The sequence below is a fragment of the Geomicrobium halophilum genome (genome assembly GCF_014207655.1).
GTDB classification, from domain to species: Bacteria; Bacillota; Bacilli; order Bacillales; family Marinococcaceae; genus Geomicrobium; species Geomicrobium halophilum.
In genome coordinates this window covers 256155-271987 of record NZ_JACHHJ010000001.1, presented here as the reverse complement: position 1 = coordinate 271987, position 15833 = coordinate 256155, and the positions used below count along the sequence as shown (strand labels likewise).

The 15833-nt window shown below is 43.8% G+C and carries 16 protein-coding genes and 1 tRNA gene; 2 read left to right on the top strand and 15 right to left on the bottom strand.

Features of this window, described 5'->3' with window-relative positions:
- Window positions 1-23 precede the first annotated feature (23 nt).
- The 3 genes from ilvN to ilvE form a co-directional block, all read right to left on the bottom strand.
- Window positions 24-539 carry an acetolactate synthase small subunit gene (gene ilvN, locus HNR44_RS01315; protein WP_184402325.1) on the bottom strand — a complete coding sequence of 172 codons (516 nt, stop codon included), beginning with the start codon at window positions 537-539 and terminating at the stop codon, window positions 24-26.
- Complete coding sequence (gene ilvB, locus HNR44_RS01310) at window positions 536-2266, bottom strand: acetolactate synthase large subunit (protein WP_184402324.1); 1731 nt, start codon at window positions 2264-2266, stop codon at window positions 536-538. The genes ilvN and ilvB overlap by 4 nt, the downstream gene beginning before the upstream one ends.
- Window positions 2267-2677: 411 nt before the next feature.
- Complete coding sequence (gene ilvE / locus HNR44_RS01305; protein WP_184402323.1) at window positions 2678-3583, bottom strand: branched-chain-amino-acid transaminase; 906 nt, start codon at window positions 3581-3583, stop codon at window positions 2678-2680.
- Between the two features lie 450 nt (window positions 3584-4033).
- Between ilvE and HNR44_RS01300 the strand changes: the two genes are divergently transcribed.
- Window positions 4034-4258 carry a hypothetical protein gene (locus HNR44_RS01300; RefSeq protein ID WP_184402322.1) on the top strand — a complete coding sequence of 75 codons (225 nt, stop codon included), beginning with the start codon at window positions 4034-4036 and terminating at the stop codon, window positions 4256-4258.
- A gap of 143 nt (window positions 4259-4401) precedes the next feature.
- On the opposite strand, the gene HNR44_RS01295 is transcribed toward HNR44_RS01300, so the two are convergent.
- From HNR44_RS01295 to HNR44_RS01255, 9 genes are all read right to left on the bottom strand, one after another.
- Window positions 4402-4478 (bottom strand) — tRNA-Arg (locus tag HNR44_RS01295).
- A 91-nt stretch (window positions 4479-4569) separates the two neighbouring features.
- The gene (locus HNR44_RS01290; protein ID WP_184402321.1) at window positions 4570-5082 is read right to left on the bottom strand and encodes a metallophosphoesterase; all 513 of its coding nucleotides are present in this window, start codon (window positions 5080-5082) and stop codon (window positions 4570-4572) included.
- On the bottom strand, window positions 5079-5693 hold the full coding sequence (locus HNR44_RS01285) for an XTP/dITP diphosphatase (protein ID WP_184402320.1): 615 nt from the start codon (window positions 5691-5693) through the stop codon (window positions 5079-5081). Before HNR44_RS01285 ends, HNR44_RS01290 begins: the two co-directional genes overlap by 4 nt.
- Window positions 5690-6457 carry a ribonuclease PH gene (rph, locus tag HNR44_RS01280; RefSeq protein WP_184402319.1) on the bottom strand — a complete coding sequence of 256 codons (768 nt, stop codon included), beginning with the start codon at window positions 6455-6457 and terminating at the stop codon, window positions 5690-5692. Before rph ends, HNR44_RS01285 begins: the two co-directional genes overlap by 4 nt.
- Window positions 6458-6596: 139 nt before the next feature.
- Window positions 6597-7664 carry a GerMN domain-containing protein gene (locus HNR44_RS01275; RefSeq protein ID WP_184402318.1) on the bottom strand — a complete coding sequence of 356 codons (1068 nt, stop codon included), beginning with the start codon at window positions 7662-7664 and terminating at the stop codon, window positions 6597-6599.
- Between the two features lie 378 nt (window positions 7665-8042).
- Window positions 8043-8846, bottom strand: coding sequence for a glutamate racemase (gene racE, locus HNR44_RS01270; RefSeq protein ID WP_184402317.1), 804 nt, complete (start codon window positions 8844-8846; stop codon window positions 8043-8045).
- Window positions 8847-8860: 14 nt separating this feature from the next.
- Window positions 8861-9298, bottom strand: a complete 438-nt coding sequence (locus tag HNR44_RS01265) for a MarR family winged helix-turn-helix transcriptional regulator (protein WP_184402316.1) — start codon at window positions 9296-9298, stop codon at window positions 8861-8863.
- Between the two features lie 154 nt (window positions 9299-9452).
- On the bottom strand, window positions 9453-11165 hold the full coding sequence (gene ptsP, locus HNR44_RS01260) for a phosphoenolpyruvate--protein phosphotransferase (RefSeq protein ID WP_184402315.1): 1713 nt from the start codon (window positions 11163-11165) through the stop codon (window positions 9453-9455).
- The gene (locus tag HNR44_RS01255) at window positions 11165-11428 is read right to left on the bottom strand and encodes a phosphocarrier protein HPr (protein ID WP_184402314.1); all 264 of its coding nucleotides are present in this window, start codon (window positions 11426-11428) and stop codon (window positions 11165-11167) included. Before HNR44_RS01255 ends, ptsP begins: the two co-directional genes overlap by 1 nt.
- Window positions 11429-12145: 717 nt before the next feature.
- Here HNR44_RS01255 and HNR44_RS01250 point away from each other — a divergent pair.
- Entirely contained in the window at window positions 12146-12370 is a 225-nt protein-coding gene (locus HNR44_RS01250) for a helix-turn-helix domain-containing protein (RefSeq protein WP_246406906.1), read from the top strand.
- A gap of 129 nt (window positions 12371-12499) precedes the next feature.
- Here the strand turns inward: HNR44_RS01250 and sdhB are convergent, their stop codons facing one another.
- The 3 genes from sdhB to HNR44_RS01235 are packed head-to-tail and all read right to left on the bottom strand — an operon-like array spanning window position 12500 to window position 15683.
- A complete protein-coding gene (sdhB, locus tag HNR44_RS01245; protein ID WP_184402312.1) occupies window positions 12500-13258 on the bottom strand; it encodes a succinate dehydrogenase iron-sulfur subunit in 759 nt (252 codons plus the stop codon).
- Window positions 13255-15036: a succinate dehydrogenase flavoprotein subunit gene (gene sdhA / locus HNR44_RS01240; protein WP_184402311.1), complete on the bottom strand. Its 1782-nt coding sequence runs from the start codon at window positions 15034-15036 to the stop codon at window positions 13255-13257. Before sdhA ends, sdhB begins: the two co-directional genes overlap by 4 nt.
- Before the next feature lie 14 nt (window positions 15037-15050).
- The gene (locus HNR44_RS01235) at window positions 15051-15683 is read right to left on the bottom strand and encodes a succinate dehydrogenase cytochrome b558 subunit (protein ID WP_184402310.1); all 633 of its coding nucleotides are present in this window, start codon (window positions 15681-15683) and stop codon (window positions 15051-15053) included.
- Between the last annotated feature and the right edge of the window lie 150 nt (window positions 15684-15833).

Genomic DNA, 15833 nt, shown 5'->3' with positions numbered 1-15833 from the left:
TTACATTTCCCCTTTTTCGATAATTATTGGATAAATGAATACTGAACATCTGATTGTTTTTTTGTACTTCTTTTCAAAGCCGTTGCACCTGTTCTTGCTAATTCTCTTAATCCATATGGCCGGAGCAAGTCAATGAGTGCCTCCACTTTTTGATGGTCGCCCGTCACTTGTATCGTCATGCTGTCTGGCCCTACATCGACAATCGAAGCACGGAAAGGTCGCGCGAGTGTCTCAATTTCACTACGGTTTTGCGGGGTTGACATGATTTTAATCAATGCCAGTTCCCTGGCCACGATGGTTTCATCGGAGATATCACGCACTTTTAGAACATCAATCTGTTTATTCAGCTGTTTAACAACTTGATCGAGCCCTCGTTGGCTGTCAACATTGACAACAAACGTCATTCGGGAAGTTTCCGGATTTTCTGTTACACCGACCGTAATGCTTTCAATATTGAACTGCCGACGGGCAAATAAACCCGTAATGCGGTTTAATACCCCTGATGAGTTATTGACAGTGGCTGTAATGGTTCGTTTCACGGTCGGATCCCCTCCATTTCTTGATGTCCTTTGCCTGGTGCAATCATTGGATACACATTCTCATCAGCCGTAACACGGAAATCGAAAAGTACCGGACCATTCTCATTTAGCCCCTTTCTAAACACCTCTCGAGCTTTTTCCGGATCTGTAATTTTGTATGCCGAGATATTATATGCTTCAGCAAGTTTTAAGAAATCCGGCTGAGTGGGGAAAAGGGAATACGAATAGCGTTCCTCGTAGAAAAGCTCTTGCCATTGCCGTACCATTCCTAGAGAAGCGTTATTTACAAGGACAATTTTTACGGGAAGATTTAGCTCTTGTAAAATGGACATTTCTTGTAATGTCATTTGAAAACCCGCATCGCCAATAACAGCAACGACATCTCGGTCAGGTTCAGCGAATTGTGCACCAATGGCAGCAGGGAATCCAAATCCCATCGTCCCTAGACCGCCGGATGTTACCCATCGATTAGGTTTGGCAAAGGAATAATATTGGGCTACCCACATTTGATGCTGACCAACATCGGTTGTAACGATCGCCTCTCCTTTTGTTTCTTCATAAATCATTTCCAGTAAAGCTTGAGGCTTTAACGTTTCTCCATCCTCTTGATACCAAAGGGGATAATCTTTACTGTAGAGCTGAAGATGGTTGTGCCATTCATCATAATCAACCGGCTCTTTTTGCAAATTCAACAGGCCTTTTAATGCTTCTTTTGCATCAGCGACGACAGGAATTGAAGTTTCGATATTTTTTCCAATTTCCGCAGGATCTATATCGATATGCGAGATTTCAGCTTGAGGGGCAAAATGATCCAAGTTTCCTGTAAGACGATCATCAAAACGTGCACCGATGTTAATGAGCAAATCACATTCGTGAAGGGCCATGTTAGCTGCGTATAAACCATGCATGCCGGCCATCCCAAGGAACAATGGATGATCCCCCGGGAAAGAGCCTAACCCCAAAAGCGTATTGGTTACCGGAATCTGATGCTCGGCCGCGTACGAAAGTAATTCTTCCGAGGCTTCAGCATGAAGGATACCTGCCCCTGCGAGAATGACTGGTTTTTTCGCCTGCTGAATAGCATTGCTTAACTTTTTCAGCTGCAAACGGTTAGGGTGGATCGTTGGTTGATAGCCGGGCATATTTACTTCCTTAGGGTAAGTGAACTCCCCTAAAGCTGTTGAAACATCCTTTGGGAGATCAATGAGTACCGGCCCTGGTCTACCACTTGTAGCAATATGAAAGGCTTCCTTCATAACCCGAGGGATATCCCGTACATCCCGCAACTGGAAATTGTGTTTGGTAATCGGCATAGTCACACCGACTACATCCGCTTCCTGGAAGGCATCCGTTCCAATAACATTTGTTGCAACTTGGCCGGTAATAACAATAAGTGGTAATGAATCAATCATGGCGTCAGCGATTCCCGTCACAACGTTTGTTGCTCCCGGACCTGAGGTAACGATACAAACGCCTGGCTTTCCCGAAACCCGCGCATATCCTTCCGCAGCATGGATGGCCCCTTGTTCATGACGGGCAAGAATGTGACGAATCCCCATTTTGTAGATCTCATCATATGTTGGCAAGATTGCGCCGCCCGGGTAGCCAAAGATCATCTCAACATTTTCTTCCGCAAGGGAACGTAAAACGATTTGACTTCCATTCATCTGTGGGGCTTCCGAATTTTTCTCTTTATTTTCTGATTGCGCCTTAACGTTCAAGCCCATCTCTCCTCCTCCTTATTGTAATTTTTCTTAGCTAATAAAAAAGCCTTCTCGCCACAATGACCCGTAAGGTCAAAGGGGCGAAAAGACTTTCCGCGGTACCACCCTTCATTCCCACATAGCTTTCGCTATGCAGCTCACGACGCTACATCCGCGTCTATTGGCTAACGACCTGATGAGGTAAACCAGGCCGGCTGAAACTACTAGTCATACGTTCATCCCAGCACTCAGAGGGGAGTTCCTCAGAAAGGGCACCACCGCTTCTCAGCCTCCGCGGCTCTCTGTAAAGTGAGAACTTCCTGAATACTTATCCTCTTCTACGTTTTACCATTATTTCCTTATGCTCACTACTATTGCTTTCGTTAATATTTATTCTTATTTTACCGATATTTCTTATAAATGCAATAGTATTTTTTAACCAACCTCTATCTCTTCCCCATAGACTGATGTTCCATCGGTTTTTACCTTATCTCGAAAGCGTTCTGTAATATATTCCGTCTCCGGCCCTGGCTTTCCGTCATTGATGACGCGTCCATCCACTTTTACAACGGCTATGACTTCGGCTGCAGTGCCAGTGAGAAAAACTTCATCAGCGACATAAACATCATGACGCGTAAAAGGTTCTTGTTTAATCACGTATCCTTCTTCTTCGGCCAATTCGATGATCGCCTGACGTGTAATACCTTCCAAAGCACCAACATAACCGGGCGGTGTATAAAGGGTTTTATTCTTTACAAGGAAAATATTATCGCCTGATCCTTCAGCCACAAATCCTTCATTATTCATCATGAGAGCCTCTGGTACGCCAGCAAGGTTAGCCTCAATTTTTACAAGGATATTGTTCAAATAATTAAGTGACTTTACTTTCGGGCTTAACACATCCGGACGATTACGTCTTGTCGCCACACTAACAATTTCGAGACCAGTTTCATAAAGTTCCTTAGGAAAAAGCGCTAATTCTTCTGCAATGATAACGACTTGAGCCGTGCTACAGCTATTTGGATCCAACCCAAGATTACCTACACCTCTTGAAACCACGAGACGTACGTAAGCGTCTCTTAGATCATTTTTGCGTACTGTATCAACAACTAATTCCCTCATCTCTACAACATCATAGGGAATATCAAGCATAATTGATTTGGCAGATTCATAAAGACGGAGAAGGTGTTCGTCTAACTTGTATAGAACTCCATCATATGCACGTATACCTTCAAATACGCCATCTCCATATAGAAAACCATGATCATATACGGAGATTTTGGCATCCTCTTTCCTCACAAACTCACCGCTTAAAAAAATCCATTGATCTTCTTCTGCCATTATCTTCTCACCCCGCCTCATGATCCTGCTTAATGCTATAATAAACAGATGTCACTTCTGCTTATTTGTGCGCATGGAGTGGCCAAATGTTCCCCCCTGAGCGACAAAAAGTGTATGTCGTTTATAATACGCCGTTTTTTTGCTATGGTCAACCGTTTTCTATAAAATAATTTGACATTACATAATTTTTTACGTAAATACGGAAAATTTCAGGCTAAGGTAATTGAAGCTCAGGTATGAAGTTAAGTATAGCTCTGAAAAATCGAAAATTAAGACTCATGCTCATTTCACGCGTAATCAATGGTCGATCCAGCATTAAAAAATCGAAACCTGCAGATTATTGTTGAAAATATTATGAATGTTTTTTGCAGGAAAATGACTATTCAATCGAAAACTTATATAAGAGAGGTCACTCATTCATCAAACCACATTAGAAAGGTTGCGTTTTTTGTGAACAAAGAACTGTCCTTAAAACAAATCGCTGAAGGTATGCCTAAGTCCATCCTAAATGCTTCTGATAAAGAAATTGAAGGCTTTCAACAAATTCTCGATCAAACTCTTAAAGTCAGAGAAGCTCACCATGAGTTACAAAGAATGGTTCAAACCTATTCAGGGGCTAAACCTAATCCCGGGAGCCAACAAGCTGGAATGCAACAGAAGGAAAAAGCTTATTAACCTCGCTATTTGGCGGTAGAAGTTTTTTAACCATAAAAAAGAGACCGAATGAAATTTCCGCCTCTTTTTTTATGTACTATTTTTCATCAAATAGGGGTATACATAAACTACTGCCCCAAAACGAGATGTTTAACTTTTGTAAATGGCGTCCCAGGCAGGATTCGAACCTGCGGCCTACAGCTTAGAAGGCTGTTGCTCTATCCAGCTGAGCTACTGGGACATAACGACAATCTCTATAGTAGCGAATCTTTTCACCTACGTCAATAGCTATTTTTCTTGCGGAGGAGAACGTTTACCTACTGTAAACGTTCTCAGTGTTTTAGTAGTGAAAAAGCTGTCATCTCTTCCCCGCTTTCTTTTTCATAAAAGCGTACAGCTTGTATTTGTTCATCCATCACAGTAATTATCGCATAGGTTGCTTGCTTTGGCCTTTTGGGCAGGGTGAGGCTTCCTGGGTTCACGTAAATGATCCCGTCTTTTTCATAGGCACCTGCGAAATGAGAATGACCGTGTAAGACGAGTTGGGCATTTTTTTCGGTTGCTTTATCCTGTAATACTTGATTTGTACTTTTTACTTGATATAAATGTCCATGCGTCATCCAAATGCGAACACCGCCCCATTGTATCTCTTCCTCTTCAGGAAATTCTCCTCTCAGGTCCGTATTACCGGTCACCACATAGAGAGACTGCAGTAATGGATCGTCACTTGCTAATTCAGAGTCACCACAATGAAAAATGGCGCTCACATCGCCATCGTGGCGCTCCCGCAGCATTTTCAATCCTTCCCGATCTCCGTGTGTATCACTGACAACGAGCCATTTCATTTTGGACCCCCCTTCGATAAAAGGCCGCGTTTTTCCCATTCTGTTTTCATCTTTTTCAGGGCATCATTGCGGTGGCTAATGCTGTTTTTTTCAGCTGACGAGAGTTCCGCCATTGTTCGCTGCATATGGGGTATGTACATGAGCGGATCATATCCAAAGCCGTTCGTCCCTTTTGGTTCATGGGCGATACGACCTTCACATGTACCCAAGACGTCAATGGAAACTCCGTCTGGATCTACATAGACGAGGGAACAAACAAAGCGTGCTGTCCGTTCCTGCTCTGTCTTTCCTTCCAGTAACCGCATGAGTTTATGATTGTTATTCTCATCATTTTTGTCTTCACCGGCAAAGCGTGCGGAGTACACACCAGGAGCTCCATCAAGAGCGTCCACGACTAAACCTGAATCATCGGCTAAGGTAGGTAAGCCCGTATATTTTGCGACGAATTCAGCCTTTAAACGAGCGTTTTCTGTAAACGTCTCACCTGTTTCCTCTACGTCCGGACAATCCGGAAAGTTGCTAAGAGAGTGGACGTCCACCATTCCAGATAGTAGAGTGTCTAATTCCTTTCGTTTTCCCTCGTTTTGGGTAGCCAGGACGATTTTTTTCATGTTTCATTCACTTCCTCTTCAGATCTAGGGAGGGCAGATATGGTGGATTCCAATACTGTTTTCTGAATCGCAATCAGTTTACGAATCCCCTCTTCCGCCAACCGAAGCATTTCGTCCAATTGCTGTCTGGAAAATGTGGCTTCTTCACCCGTCCCCTGGATTTCCACAAACTGTCCTGATCTTGTCATGACAACGTTAACGTCCACCGCTGCCGCAGAATCTTCTTCAAAACATAAATCCAAGAACGTCTCCCCTTTTTCATCGATGCCGACCGAAACAGCCGCCAAATAATCTGTCACCGGAAACGTGCTAAGCTTTCCCTCTCTTTCCAATTTCGAAAATGCCATCGTACTAGCGACAAAAGCCCCGGTAATCGCCGCTGTTCTTGTACCACCATCTGCTTGAATAACATCACAATCGACCCACAAAGTACGTTCTCCAAAGGATTCAAGATCAATCACAGAGCGTAGTGCACGGCCGATCAGCCGTTGAATCTCCATCGTCCGTCCGGAAACTTTTCCTTTTGAGGACTCACGAATATTACGTTGTTCGGTTGCACGGGGTAACATCGCATATTCCGCGGTGATCCAACCTTTCCCCTGTCCGCGCATAAACGATGGCACACGTTCCTCAACACTTGCTGAACAAATGACCTTGGTATCTCCAACACTAATAAGTACTGAACCCTCCGGATGTTTTACATAATCAGGTTCAATCACTGTGGATCGAAGGTCATCATTTTTTTCTCTACCATCCGCACGCAATTTGCCTTCCTCCTCAATTATGTATAACCCAAACATTAGAAAAACTTGGCTTACTCATTTTTTTATCTGTTACACAATGAAAAGGTAGCCACAGTGTGCTACCTTCTTTAATCATTATAACATCTTTTCAGACCCTTTGCTAAAGCTCTTCCTGATTTAGCATATCGGGACGAGAAACAGGCTCTGCAAGTACCTCACCATCGACTCGTTCCAGCTGAGTTTCACCATTTACATGATAATCTACCTCTTCAACCTGATCGATTTCTGTTAATGACAGAGTCAGCATGTTTAACGCTTCATCTGACATAGCTGTTCCATCATTTTCAGTCAAAATACCTTCGTTGAAGTTTACGGTTAAAACACCGTCCTCCAATTCAGGTTCATCCAATAATTCAATGCTTTGGCGCAAACCGCTGATTAACTTCGATTCAGGGTGAGGACCATCCAACAAAGACTGGATAACCTCTACCGCTTCATTTCCATTCCCCTCGATTCGCCTTGTTACAGGAACATAGTAGTGATCATCTTCTTTTACACTGACAAAGTAAAGCGTGGCCGCTTCGCTGGCGGTAATATCTGCAGGCCCTCCTCCTTCAAGGTTAATTCCTTGAGCTCTCGCAGTTCCATCACCTACAGGCGTACCTGCATTGGGAAGCGTTTCTTGTTCATGTCCGTTGATTTGGATTTCTACCTGCTCTACTTCATCAAACTGCGTTAACGTCCATGTGATCGACTGTAACAATGCCTTTTCTTGTTCTTCCGGATAATCCGCAAATTCAGGAGAGAAATCAACGATCGCGGTTCCGTCAGCTGTTAAGTCAACCCCTTGTACCTCTGTATCCGGTGGAAGCACCGCCTGCAATCCACTTGGTAATTGATTAGTAATAGGGCCTTCTATAATAAGATGTTCCAGGGACTGTTTGAGCACTTCAGAGTCATTCTCTAACTGAAATGTACGCGGTACGACGAGCCCCGCTTCATCGAGTAAATAAAGTTCTCTCTGAACCCTTTCACCATCTATCCGATCTTCATCCTCTACACTTCCATCTTCCTCTCCTTCACCGTCATCCCCTTCTTCTATTTCTGCTGCTGATTCTCCTCGCTCCTGCATTTCCTCTTGTTCAGGGATGTCACTGCTGGAACTACAACCATAAACAACGAGTGACACCAACAGTAATAAAGAAGGCCCCTTCCATATCTTCTTCACAATCTTCCCTCCTTAGAATGCTCATCTGTTTTGAGTATACGAGCTACTCATCAAAATTAGACCTGCCTTCTATGAAGAAGCTGTTCATGAAAAGATCGGGTAAATGATCGAGCGCGAGTGAAACGGGATTCGGCGCGAGGAGTGGTTTTTTCGGCGCAGCCACACATTTATTCGGCGCAAGCCCTAGACAATTCGGCGCGGTAACACGTTTATTCGGCGATTTAGGAACTTTTTCGGCGCGAAGCGCGACATTAGCCGAATAGAGAAAGAACTTCTGGCACGGTGTAGTAGCAAACGTAAGCCTTAAAAATTTCTGAGAGCACGTATGATCTCTAACCATAAGAAAAACCACGAGTGTAAAATCGTGGTCAATGATCCTTATGGTGTAAATGTCAGCTCTTCAATCTTTTGTCCTCCGATGCCCAGCCACCGTTTTGCAATCATTTGAAATTGATGAATCGAACCAGTAATGTAGAATTTATGTGCTTCGGTGAGCCCAACATTTTGGTTGATTCCTTGATGGTGGAGGATGGTACTCACTTCTCTTGCTGTTTCAGCACCGGAAGAGATCACCTGGACGGACGTCCCAACGACCTTCTGGATCACCGGAGTTAAAAGCGGGTAATGGGTACATCCCAGTATTAACGTATCAAATGATTGGCCGATAAGCGGTTGCAACGTGTCCTTAACGACAAAATATGCATCTTCTTCCGTTAACATCCCTTGCTCGACGAGTGGCACGAATGTGGGACATGCCAAACTATGAACGATTACTTGTGATCCTTGAATTGCTTTGAGCGCCCGCGGATAAGCATTACTTTTCACGGTTCCTTCTGTTCCAATGATGGCAATTTCATTCGTTTGCGTAACATTGAGCGCTGCAAGCGCGCCTGGTTGAACAACGCCTACCACTGGGATAGACAGTTGCGCCTGAACTTCCTCAAGAGCAACAGCAGTCGCTGTATTACAGGCAATGACGAGCATCTTTATATCTTCTTCTAAAAGATGTTGAATCATTTGCCAAGTAAACCGTCGAACTTCTTCAACCGCTCTAGGTCCATAAGGGCAGCGGGCTGTATCTCCAATGTAGATCATTCGTTCTTTAGGTAACTGACGGACGATTTCTTTTGCGACGGTTAAACCCCCGATCCCAGAATCGATCACGCCTATAGGTTTATCCAATGTTCATTTCTCTCCTATTGGCCTTTCTCCATTTCCTCATGTAATGACGAAAGTGTTTGTTCTAACCGATTAATTTCTTCCTCTGAAAAATGTCCAAGAACATCGTTTAGATAGTCCTGGCGTTTCTGGATCACTTCCCGGATGATATCTTTTCCCTTGGATAAGATATGTACACGTACGACTCTTCTGTCGGATTGATCCTTTACACGTTGTACCAGTTCATTTTTTTCCATCCGATCTACAAGATCCGTAGTTGTACTAAAGGCTAAGTACATTTTTGCAGAAAGTTCCCCAATCGTTAAATCTCCTTTTTCTTGTAAATATTGCAGAGCAATAAATTGCGGCGGGGTGATCGGAAAATGATTGAGAATTTCGCGCCCTCGTTGTTTAATCGTATATGATATTCGCCGCAACGATTTCTCAATATATTCAACCTGCGTTTGTTCAGTCATACAATCCCCCTTATCACGGGCTCAATACCTTTATTGTCACTGTTTAGAGGCGGGATTGCAAGCCATAAGGGATACCATTCGATAGATTTTTAGCCTCTTAGCACAGTGCTCATCCTCTACAGCTGAAAAAAAGCACCTACAGTGTAGGCGCTTATTACAGATGATTGCGAACCATCGTTTCTACCTCTTCCGATGTACTGCATGTTAATGCTCGCGAAGCCAAATCCTGAGCCGTATTTAGCTGAATCTCTCTAAGTGTGCTTCTAGCCGCCAAAACGGAGGTTGCACTCATACTAAATTCATCCAGGCCTAGCCCTAATAATAATGGAATAGCTGTACGTTCACCTGCCATTTCACCACACATGCCCGTCCATTTTCCTTCCGCGTGTGAAGCATCAATCACATTCTTAATCAATTGTAAAACAGCAGGGTGGTAAGGCTGGTATAAGTGGGAGACGTGCTCGCTCATCCGATCCGCAGCTAATGTATATTGCACTAAATCGTTTGTGCCTATGCTAAAGAAATCCACTTCTTTGGCAAATTGTGGAGCGGCTACGGCTGTTGACGGGATTTCGACCATAATGCCAATCTCAAGCTCATCATTTACAGGCTTTCCTTCTTCCTTCAACCGTTCCTTTTCTTCTTGCACGAGAGCTTTCGCATTGCGTAATTCTTCTAATGTAGCGACCATCGGAAACATGATTTTCAAGTTCCCATAATGACTCGCGCGTAGAAGCGCACGTAACTGCGTCCGAAACAAGTCAGTTTTCTCTAGACATAAACGAATGGCTCTAAATCCAAGAAATGGATTTAGCTCTTCTGGCAAATCAAGATAAGGAAGCTCTTTATCCCCGCCGATGTCAAGGGTACGAATCACAACTGGCTTGCCATCCATGTTCTCAACAACGGTACGATAGGCTTCAAATTGTTCCTCTTCCTCGGGGACACTGTCCCTGCCCATATAAAGAAACTCCGTCCGGTATAAGCCAACCCCTTCTGCCCCATTTTCAATGACACCTTCCATATCATCAGGTGTACCAATATTAGCAGCAAGTTCAACCTGGTATCCATCAGCCGAGATTGAAGGTTCGTTGACCAATTTTTTTTGTTCTTCTTTTTCTGCTTCAATTTGGCGTTGACGTTCGCGGTAGGTTTGGATGCTGTCTTCATCGGGATTAATAATAACATCCCCAGTGGAACCATCCACAATGATTAAATCCCCGTTTTGTACCTGCGATGTTATGTCTTTTGTGCCAACGACAGCAGGAATTTCAAGCGAACGAGCCATAATCGCCGAATGAGAGGTGCGGCCTCCTATATTCGTAACAAACCCTAGCGTGAATTGCCGATCTAACTGCGCAGTATCCGAAGGTGTTAAATCATGGGACAATACAATGGTTTCCTCATTGATAGAAGCCAAGCTTGTATTCTCTACACCTGCGAGGTGCAAGAGCACACGTTGGGAAACATCTTTTATATCTGCAGCACGCTCCCGCATATAAGCATTATCCATGTCCTCAAACATTTGTATATACATCGAAGAAACTTCGTGCAATGCATGAGAAGCCGAAACGCTGTTTTCTTTTACTTTTGCTGTGACAGCATCAATCAACTCCGGATCTTCCAGCACAAGTAAATGGGCAGAAAAGATTTCCGCATTCTCATCGCCTTGCTGCTCCCTCGTTTTATCTCTGAGCATTTCAAGTTCTTTTTTTGCTTTTGCGATCGCCTCTTTAAGTTGTAAAATTTCAGTTTCAACATCAGAAACGATCTCTTTTTGAATATCGAGCTCTGGCTGTTCAAGTAGAAAAGCTTTAGCGATCGCAATTCCGTTGGAGGCGGCGATACCTTGCAAACAATCAGTCATTATTCTCCTAGCCCTTCTTGAATTGTACTTGTAATAGCCTCCATAGCTTCCTCTTCATCGTTACCTTCAACGGTCACTTGCACTTCGCCGCCTTTGCCAACACCTAAAGACATAACCCCCATAATGGATTTAAGGTTCACTGACTTTCCTTTGGATTCTATATGGATTTCAGAAGAAAATTGGCTTGCCTTATGGACCAATTGTGTCGCTGGTCTGGCATGTAATCCCGTATCTGCAGTAATCGTAAAAGTCTTTTGCTTCATTTTTTCGACCCCTTTTACTAAAAATATGCATTCGTTAGTTAATACGCCCGTACAGTCATGACTTTTACATTTTCACTTATGTACTTAGCGTCTTTATTTTATTATACATGTTTCCTCAAAACAAGGCGAATGTTATATGAGCTTTTGACAAAACCGTGATTCTCGGTTTAGTACACCTAACATCATTTCACTGAACTACAGCGGCGGGACTCATTGTATGAGCAATCTCCATGCACTCTTTCACCCTGTAGAACCCCTGATCTCTACTTATAGAGGATGTTCAAAAAGTCCGGGAAAAATAGCGGTCGTATTTCTTCGTCGACTTGCTTCTGCGCGCCTCACGTATGAAAACCATACGCTCCGGTGCTCGCAGCTGCGTCTTCTCGAACTACTCGGCTCTTTTTGTTCTCCTTTTTGAACACGCTATTATATGCGCTTATTCTTACTAAAAGTCAACAAGCAATAATCACCTCTTCTACCGACTTTGAATACGATAATGACGGCATTAACGATTTGAAATAGGTTCAAAAAACTGGATAGTTTTTGTCCCCCCTCAAATATTTCCGTCATAGTCGTCCGCCGCTTTTCGCTTAATTCCTCACCGACTGCCATTTACGCACATACGATATGGTGACTAAATACTTTCTTCTTCATCGTCGAAATGCCGTTAGAGCCGAACGCGCGACGAGGGTGGCCTGGGTAGAAAGGGTGACACGATTGAAGGACTTGGAACGTGGTCCGCGATCCCTTTTAACAAAAAGGGAAAAGGAGGTCTTTGACCTACTCGTACAGGACAAAACCACTAAGGAAATTGCCGGACACCTTTACATCAGCGAAAAAACAGTCCGTAATCATATCTCCAACGCTATGCAAAAATTAGGCGTCAAAGGTCGGTCACAAGCTGTAATTGAGCTGATACGTCTTGGCGAGATCCAAATTTAAGTACATCCGGCTTTCCATTGAAGGCCGGATTCTCATTCACCTTAATGACAATGACCATAGATACTTCTTTTATGCAAGTTAAAAACCGGATGCTCCTTAATACTAAGGTAAGCATCCGGTTTTTCCAGTTTACTGACCACCACCGAAGAAATTTTTAAATGACTGCAATGTCTGATCGCGGTTGAGTGCAGCAATTGAAGTCGTAAGCGGAATTCCTTTGGGACATGACTCTACACAGTTCTGGGAGTTCCCACAGTTTTGCAAGCCACCCTCACCCATTAAAGCATTTAAACGATCCGGTTTGTTCATTTCACCAGTAGGATGAGCATTGAATAACCGCACTTGAGAGACAGCGGCTGGACCAATAAATTCAGAATTACTATTTACATTTGGGCAAGCTTCGAGACAGACGCCGCAAGTCATACATTTGGATAATTCATATGCCCATTGGCGACGATTCTCTGCCATTCTAGGCCCTGGTCCAAGATCATACGTACCATCAATTGGAATCCAAGCTTTTACTTTCTTCAAGGAGTCAAACATACGGCTTCGATCAACAATGAGATCCCGAACTACTGGAAATGTTTTCATCGGCGCAAGGCGGATCGGCTGCTCAAAGTCATCTATCAATGCAGTACAGGACTGCTGGGGTTTCCCATTAATGATCATTGAACAAGCACCACACACCTCCTCCAGACAATTCATGTCCCAAACAACAGGCTTCGATTGCTTTCCATCTACAGTAATCGGGTTTTCGCGGATCTCCATTAAACCACTAATGACATTCATCCCCGGCCTATAGGTAATCTCGAATTCTTCGTTGTAAGGCTGATCATCTGGACTATCCTGCCGAGTGATAATAAAGCGTACGGTTTGATTCTCACTCATGATTTCCCAGCTCCTTGTTTTTCTGTCGATTTATTCTTGGAGTAATCCCGTTTTCTCGGCGTAATCAAGGATGTATCCACATCCTCATATTCAATCGTCGGAGCTTGATTTTCCGGATCAAATTTGGCTTTTGTGGTTTTAAGAAACTCTTCGTCATTACGATCCGGGAATTCCGGTTTGTAATGAGCACCGCGGCTTTCATTACGATGATAAGCCCCAATGGTAATCACCCGTGCTAAATGGATCATTCCTTTTAATTGACGGGCAAAGGGTGCGGCTTGGTTACTCCAGCGCGCCGTGTCATGCATGTTTATATTGTTCCAGCGCTCCAGAAGTTCCTGTAATTTCTCATCGGTTTGCAGAAGTTTTTCGTTCTCACGGACAACTGTGACATTATTTGTCATCAATTCTCCCAACTCTTTATGAAGAGTATAAGCATTTTCGTCGCCATCCATATTCAAAATATCCTCATACTCGTCTCTTATCTTCTTCTCTTCCGCTTCATAGAGGGATGAGGAAAGATCTTCCGCATGTGTCTCTAAGCCCTGTGTATACTCAACGGCTTTTGGCCCGGCAACCATTCCTCCGTAAATGGCTGATAATAATGAGTTTGCACCTAAGCGATTGGCTCCATGTTGAGAATAATCACATTCACCAGCAGCGAACAATCCAGGAATATTCGTCATTTGATCGTAGTCAACCCACATGCCGCCCATGGAATAGTGAACCGCTGGGAAAATTTTCATTGGTACTTTACGAGGGTCATCCCCTACAAACTTCTCGTAAATTTCCATAATGCCGCCAAGTTTTACATCTAACTCGCGGGAATCTTTGTGGGAAAGGTCAAGATAGACCATGTTTTCGCCATTAATCCCCAGTTTTTGATTCACACATACATCAAAAATCTCACGCGTAGCAATATCGCGGGGAACGAGATTTCCATACGCCGGATATTTTTCTTCGAGGAAATACCATGGCTTATTATCTTTGTATGTCCAAATGCGGCCCCCCTCGCCACGAGCAGATTCACTCATGAGACGCAGCTTGTCGTCACCGGGAATCGCGGTCGGATGAATTTGAATGAATTCGCCGTTGGCATAATAAACTCCTTGCTCGTACAATTTAGCAGCAGCGAAACCTGTATTGATCATGGAGTTCGTTGATTTGCCAAAAATAATTCCCGGGCCTCCAGTAGCCATTATTACCGCATCGGCACGGAAGCTTTGCGTTTCCATCGAAGTCAAATTCTGGGCTGTGATTCCTCGGCATCGTCCATCATCATCAATAACCGCCGATGTAAACTCATAGTCTTCATATTTTTGAACCAATCCCTCTACTTCATAACGGCGGACTTGCTCGTCCAGCGCATAAAGTAGCTGTTGACCCGTTGTGGCTCCGGCGTAAGCTGTACGATGGTGTTGCGTACCGCCAAAACGACGGAAATCTAACAAGCCTTCAGGAGTACGGTTAAACATAACTCCCATGCGATCCAGCAAGTGGATGATGCTTGGTGCGGCATCACACATGGCTTTTACCGGTGGCTGATTAGCAAGGTAATCCCCACCGTATAACGTGTCATCGAAATGTTCCCAAGGGGAATCACCTTCCCCTTTTGTATTTACGGCACCGTTTATGCCGCCCTGGGCACAAACGGAGTGTGACCGCTTCACTGGGACGATTGAAAACAAGTCTACATTCACCCCAGCTTCTGCGGCTTTAATCGTTGCCATTAATCCGGCGAGACCGCCGCCGACAACGAGGACCTTTTGTTTGCTCATGAAAACCCCACTCCTTACATGTTTGCTAGTCCAGGATCAAGAAATGCAAAAACAGCACGTAGACCTATAAATGTTAACACCACGAATACTCCAAGACTTACATATGTCATGATCTTCTGTGAACGTGGAGACACTGTGAGGCCCCAAGTCACAGCAAATGACCATAAACCGTTGGAAAAATGGAACGTAGCAGCAACAACACCTGCTATGTAGAAGATAAGCATAAACGGGCTGCTTAGTATATCTGCCATCATGTCATAATTGACCTCAGCGCGCCCTAAAGCTTCAGCTATTCTTGTCTCCCACACATGCCAAATGATAAAAATAACGAGAAAAATGCCGCTAACCCTTTGGAACAAAAACATAATATTACGGAAAGTTCCATACCTGCGGGTATTGTTTTTATTGGTAAAAGCAATGTAAATTCCGTAAACCGCGTGATAGAGTAGTGGTAAAAAAATCACAAATATTTCCAATGCATAACGAAATGGCAAACCTGCCATAAAATCTGCGGCTGCATTAAACGAGCTAGCTCCATAAGCAGCAAAGTGATTCACAATTAAATGCTGAATAAGAAAAACGCCAACTGGGATTACCCCTAGCAGTGAGTGTAACCTCCGATTAAAAAACTCCTGATTCTGAGGCATGGTTAAGCTCCCCTCTAGTTTGCTTGATCTTTAATGTTTAAAAGGATAAAAGCAATAAAACATAACATTAGCGTTGATGATCATACAAAATTTTCTGTTTCCTACCCTCTTTTTCTATAATCAACCTCCCTTTGGCATTGAACAAACACG

Coding starts and splice junctions, on each gene's coding strand:
- ptsP (WP_184402315.1), bottom strand. CDS start 11,165: ATGACTGATTGTTTGCAAGGTATCGCCGCCTCCAACGGAATTGCGATC.
- HNR44_RS01290 (WP_184402321.1), bottom strand. CDS start 5,082: ATGAAATGGCTCGTTGTCAGTGATACACACGGAGATCGGGAAGGATTG.
- HNR44_RS01285 (WP_184402320.1), bottom strand. CDS start 5,693: ATGAAAAAAATCGTCCTGGCTACCCAAAACGAGGGAAAACGAAAGGAA.
- sdhB (WP_184402312.1), bottom strand. CDS start 13,258: ATGAGTGAGAATCAAACCGTACGCTTTATTATCACTCGGCAGGATAGT.
- ilvB (WP_184402324.1), bottom strand. CDS start 2,266: ATGGGCTTGAACGTTAAGGCGCAATCAGAAAATAAAGAGAAAAATTCG.
- HNR44_RS01255 (WP_184402314.1), bottom strand. CDS start 11,428: ATGAAGCAAAAGACTTTTACGATTACTGCAGATACGGGATTACATGCC.
- HNR44_RS01235 (WP_184402310.1), bottom strand. CDS start 15,683: ATGCCTCAGAATCAGGAGTTTTTTAATCGGAGGTTACACTCACTGCTA.
- sdhA (WP_184402311.1), bottom strand. CDS start 15,036: ATGAGCAAACAAAAGGTCCTCGTTGTCGGCGGCGGTCTCGCCGGATTA.
- ilvE (WP_184402323.1), bottom strand. CDS start 3,583: ATGGCAGAAGAAGATCAATGGATTTTTTTAAGCGGTGAGTTTGTGAGG.
- HNR44_RS01265 (WP_184402316.1), bottom strand. CDS start 9,298: ATGACTGAACAAACGCAGGTTGAATATATTGAGAAATCGTTGCGGCGA.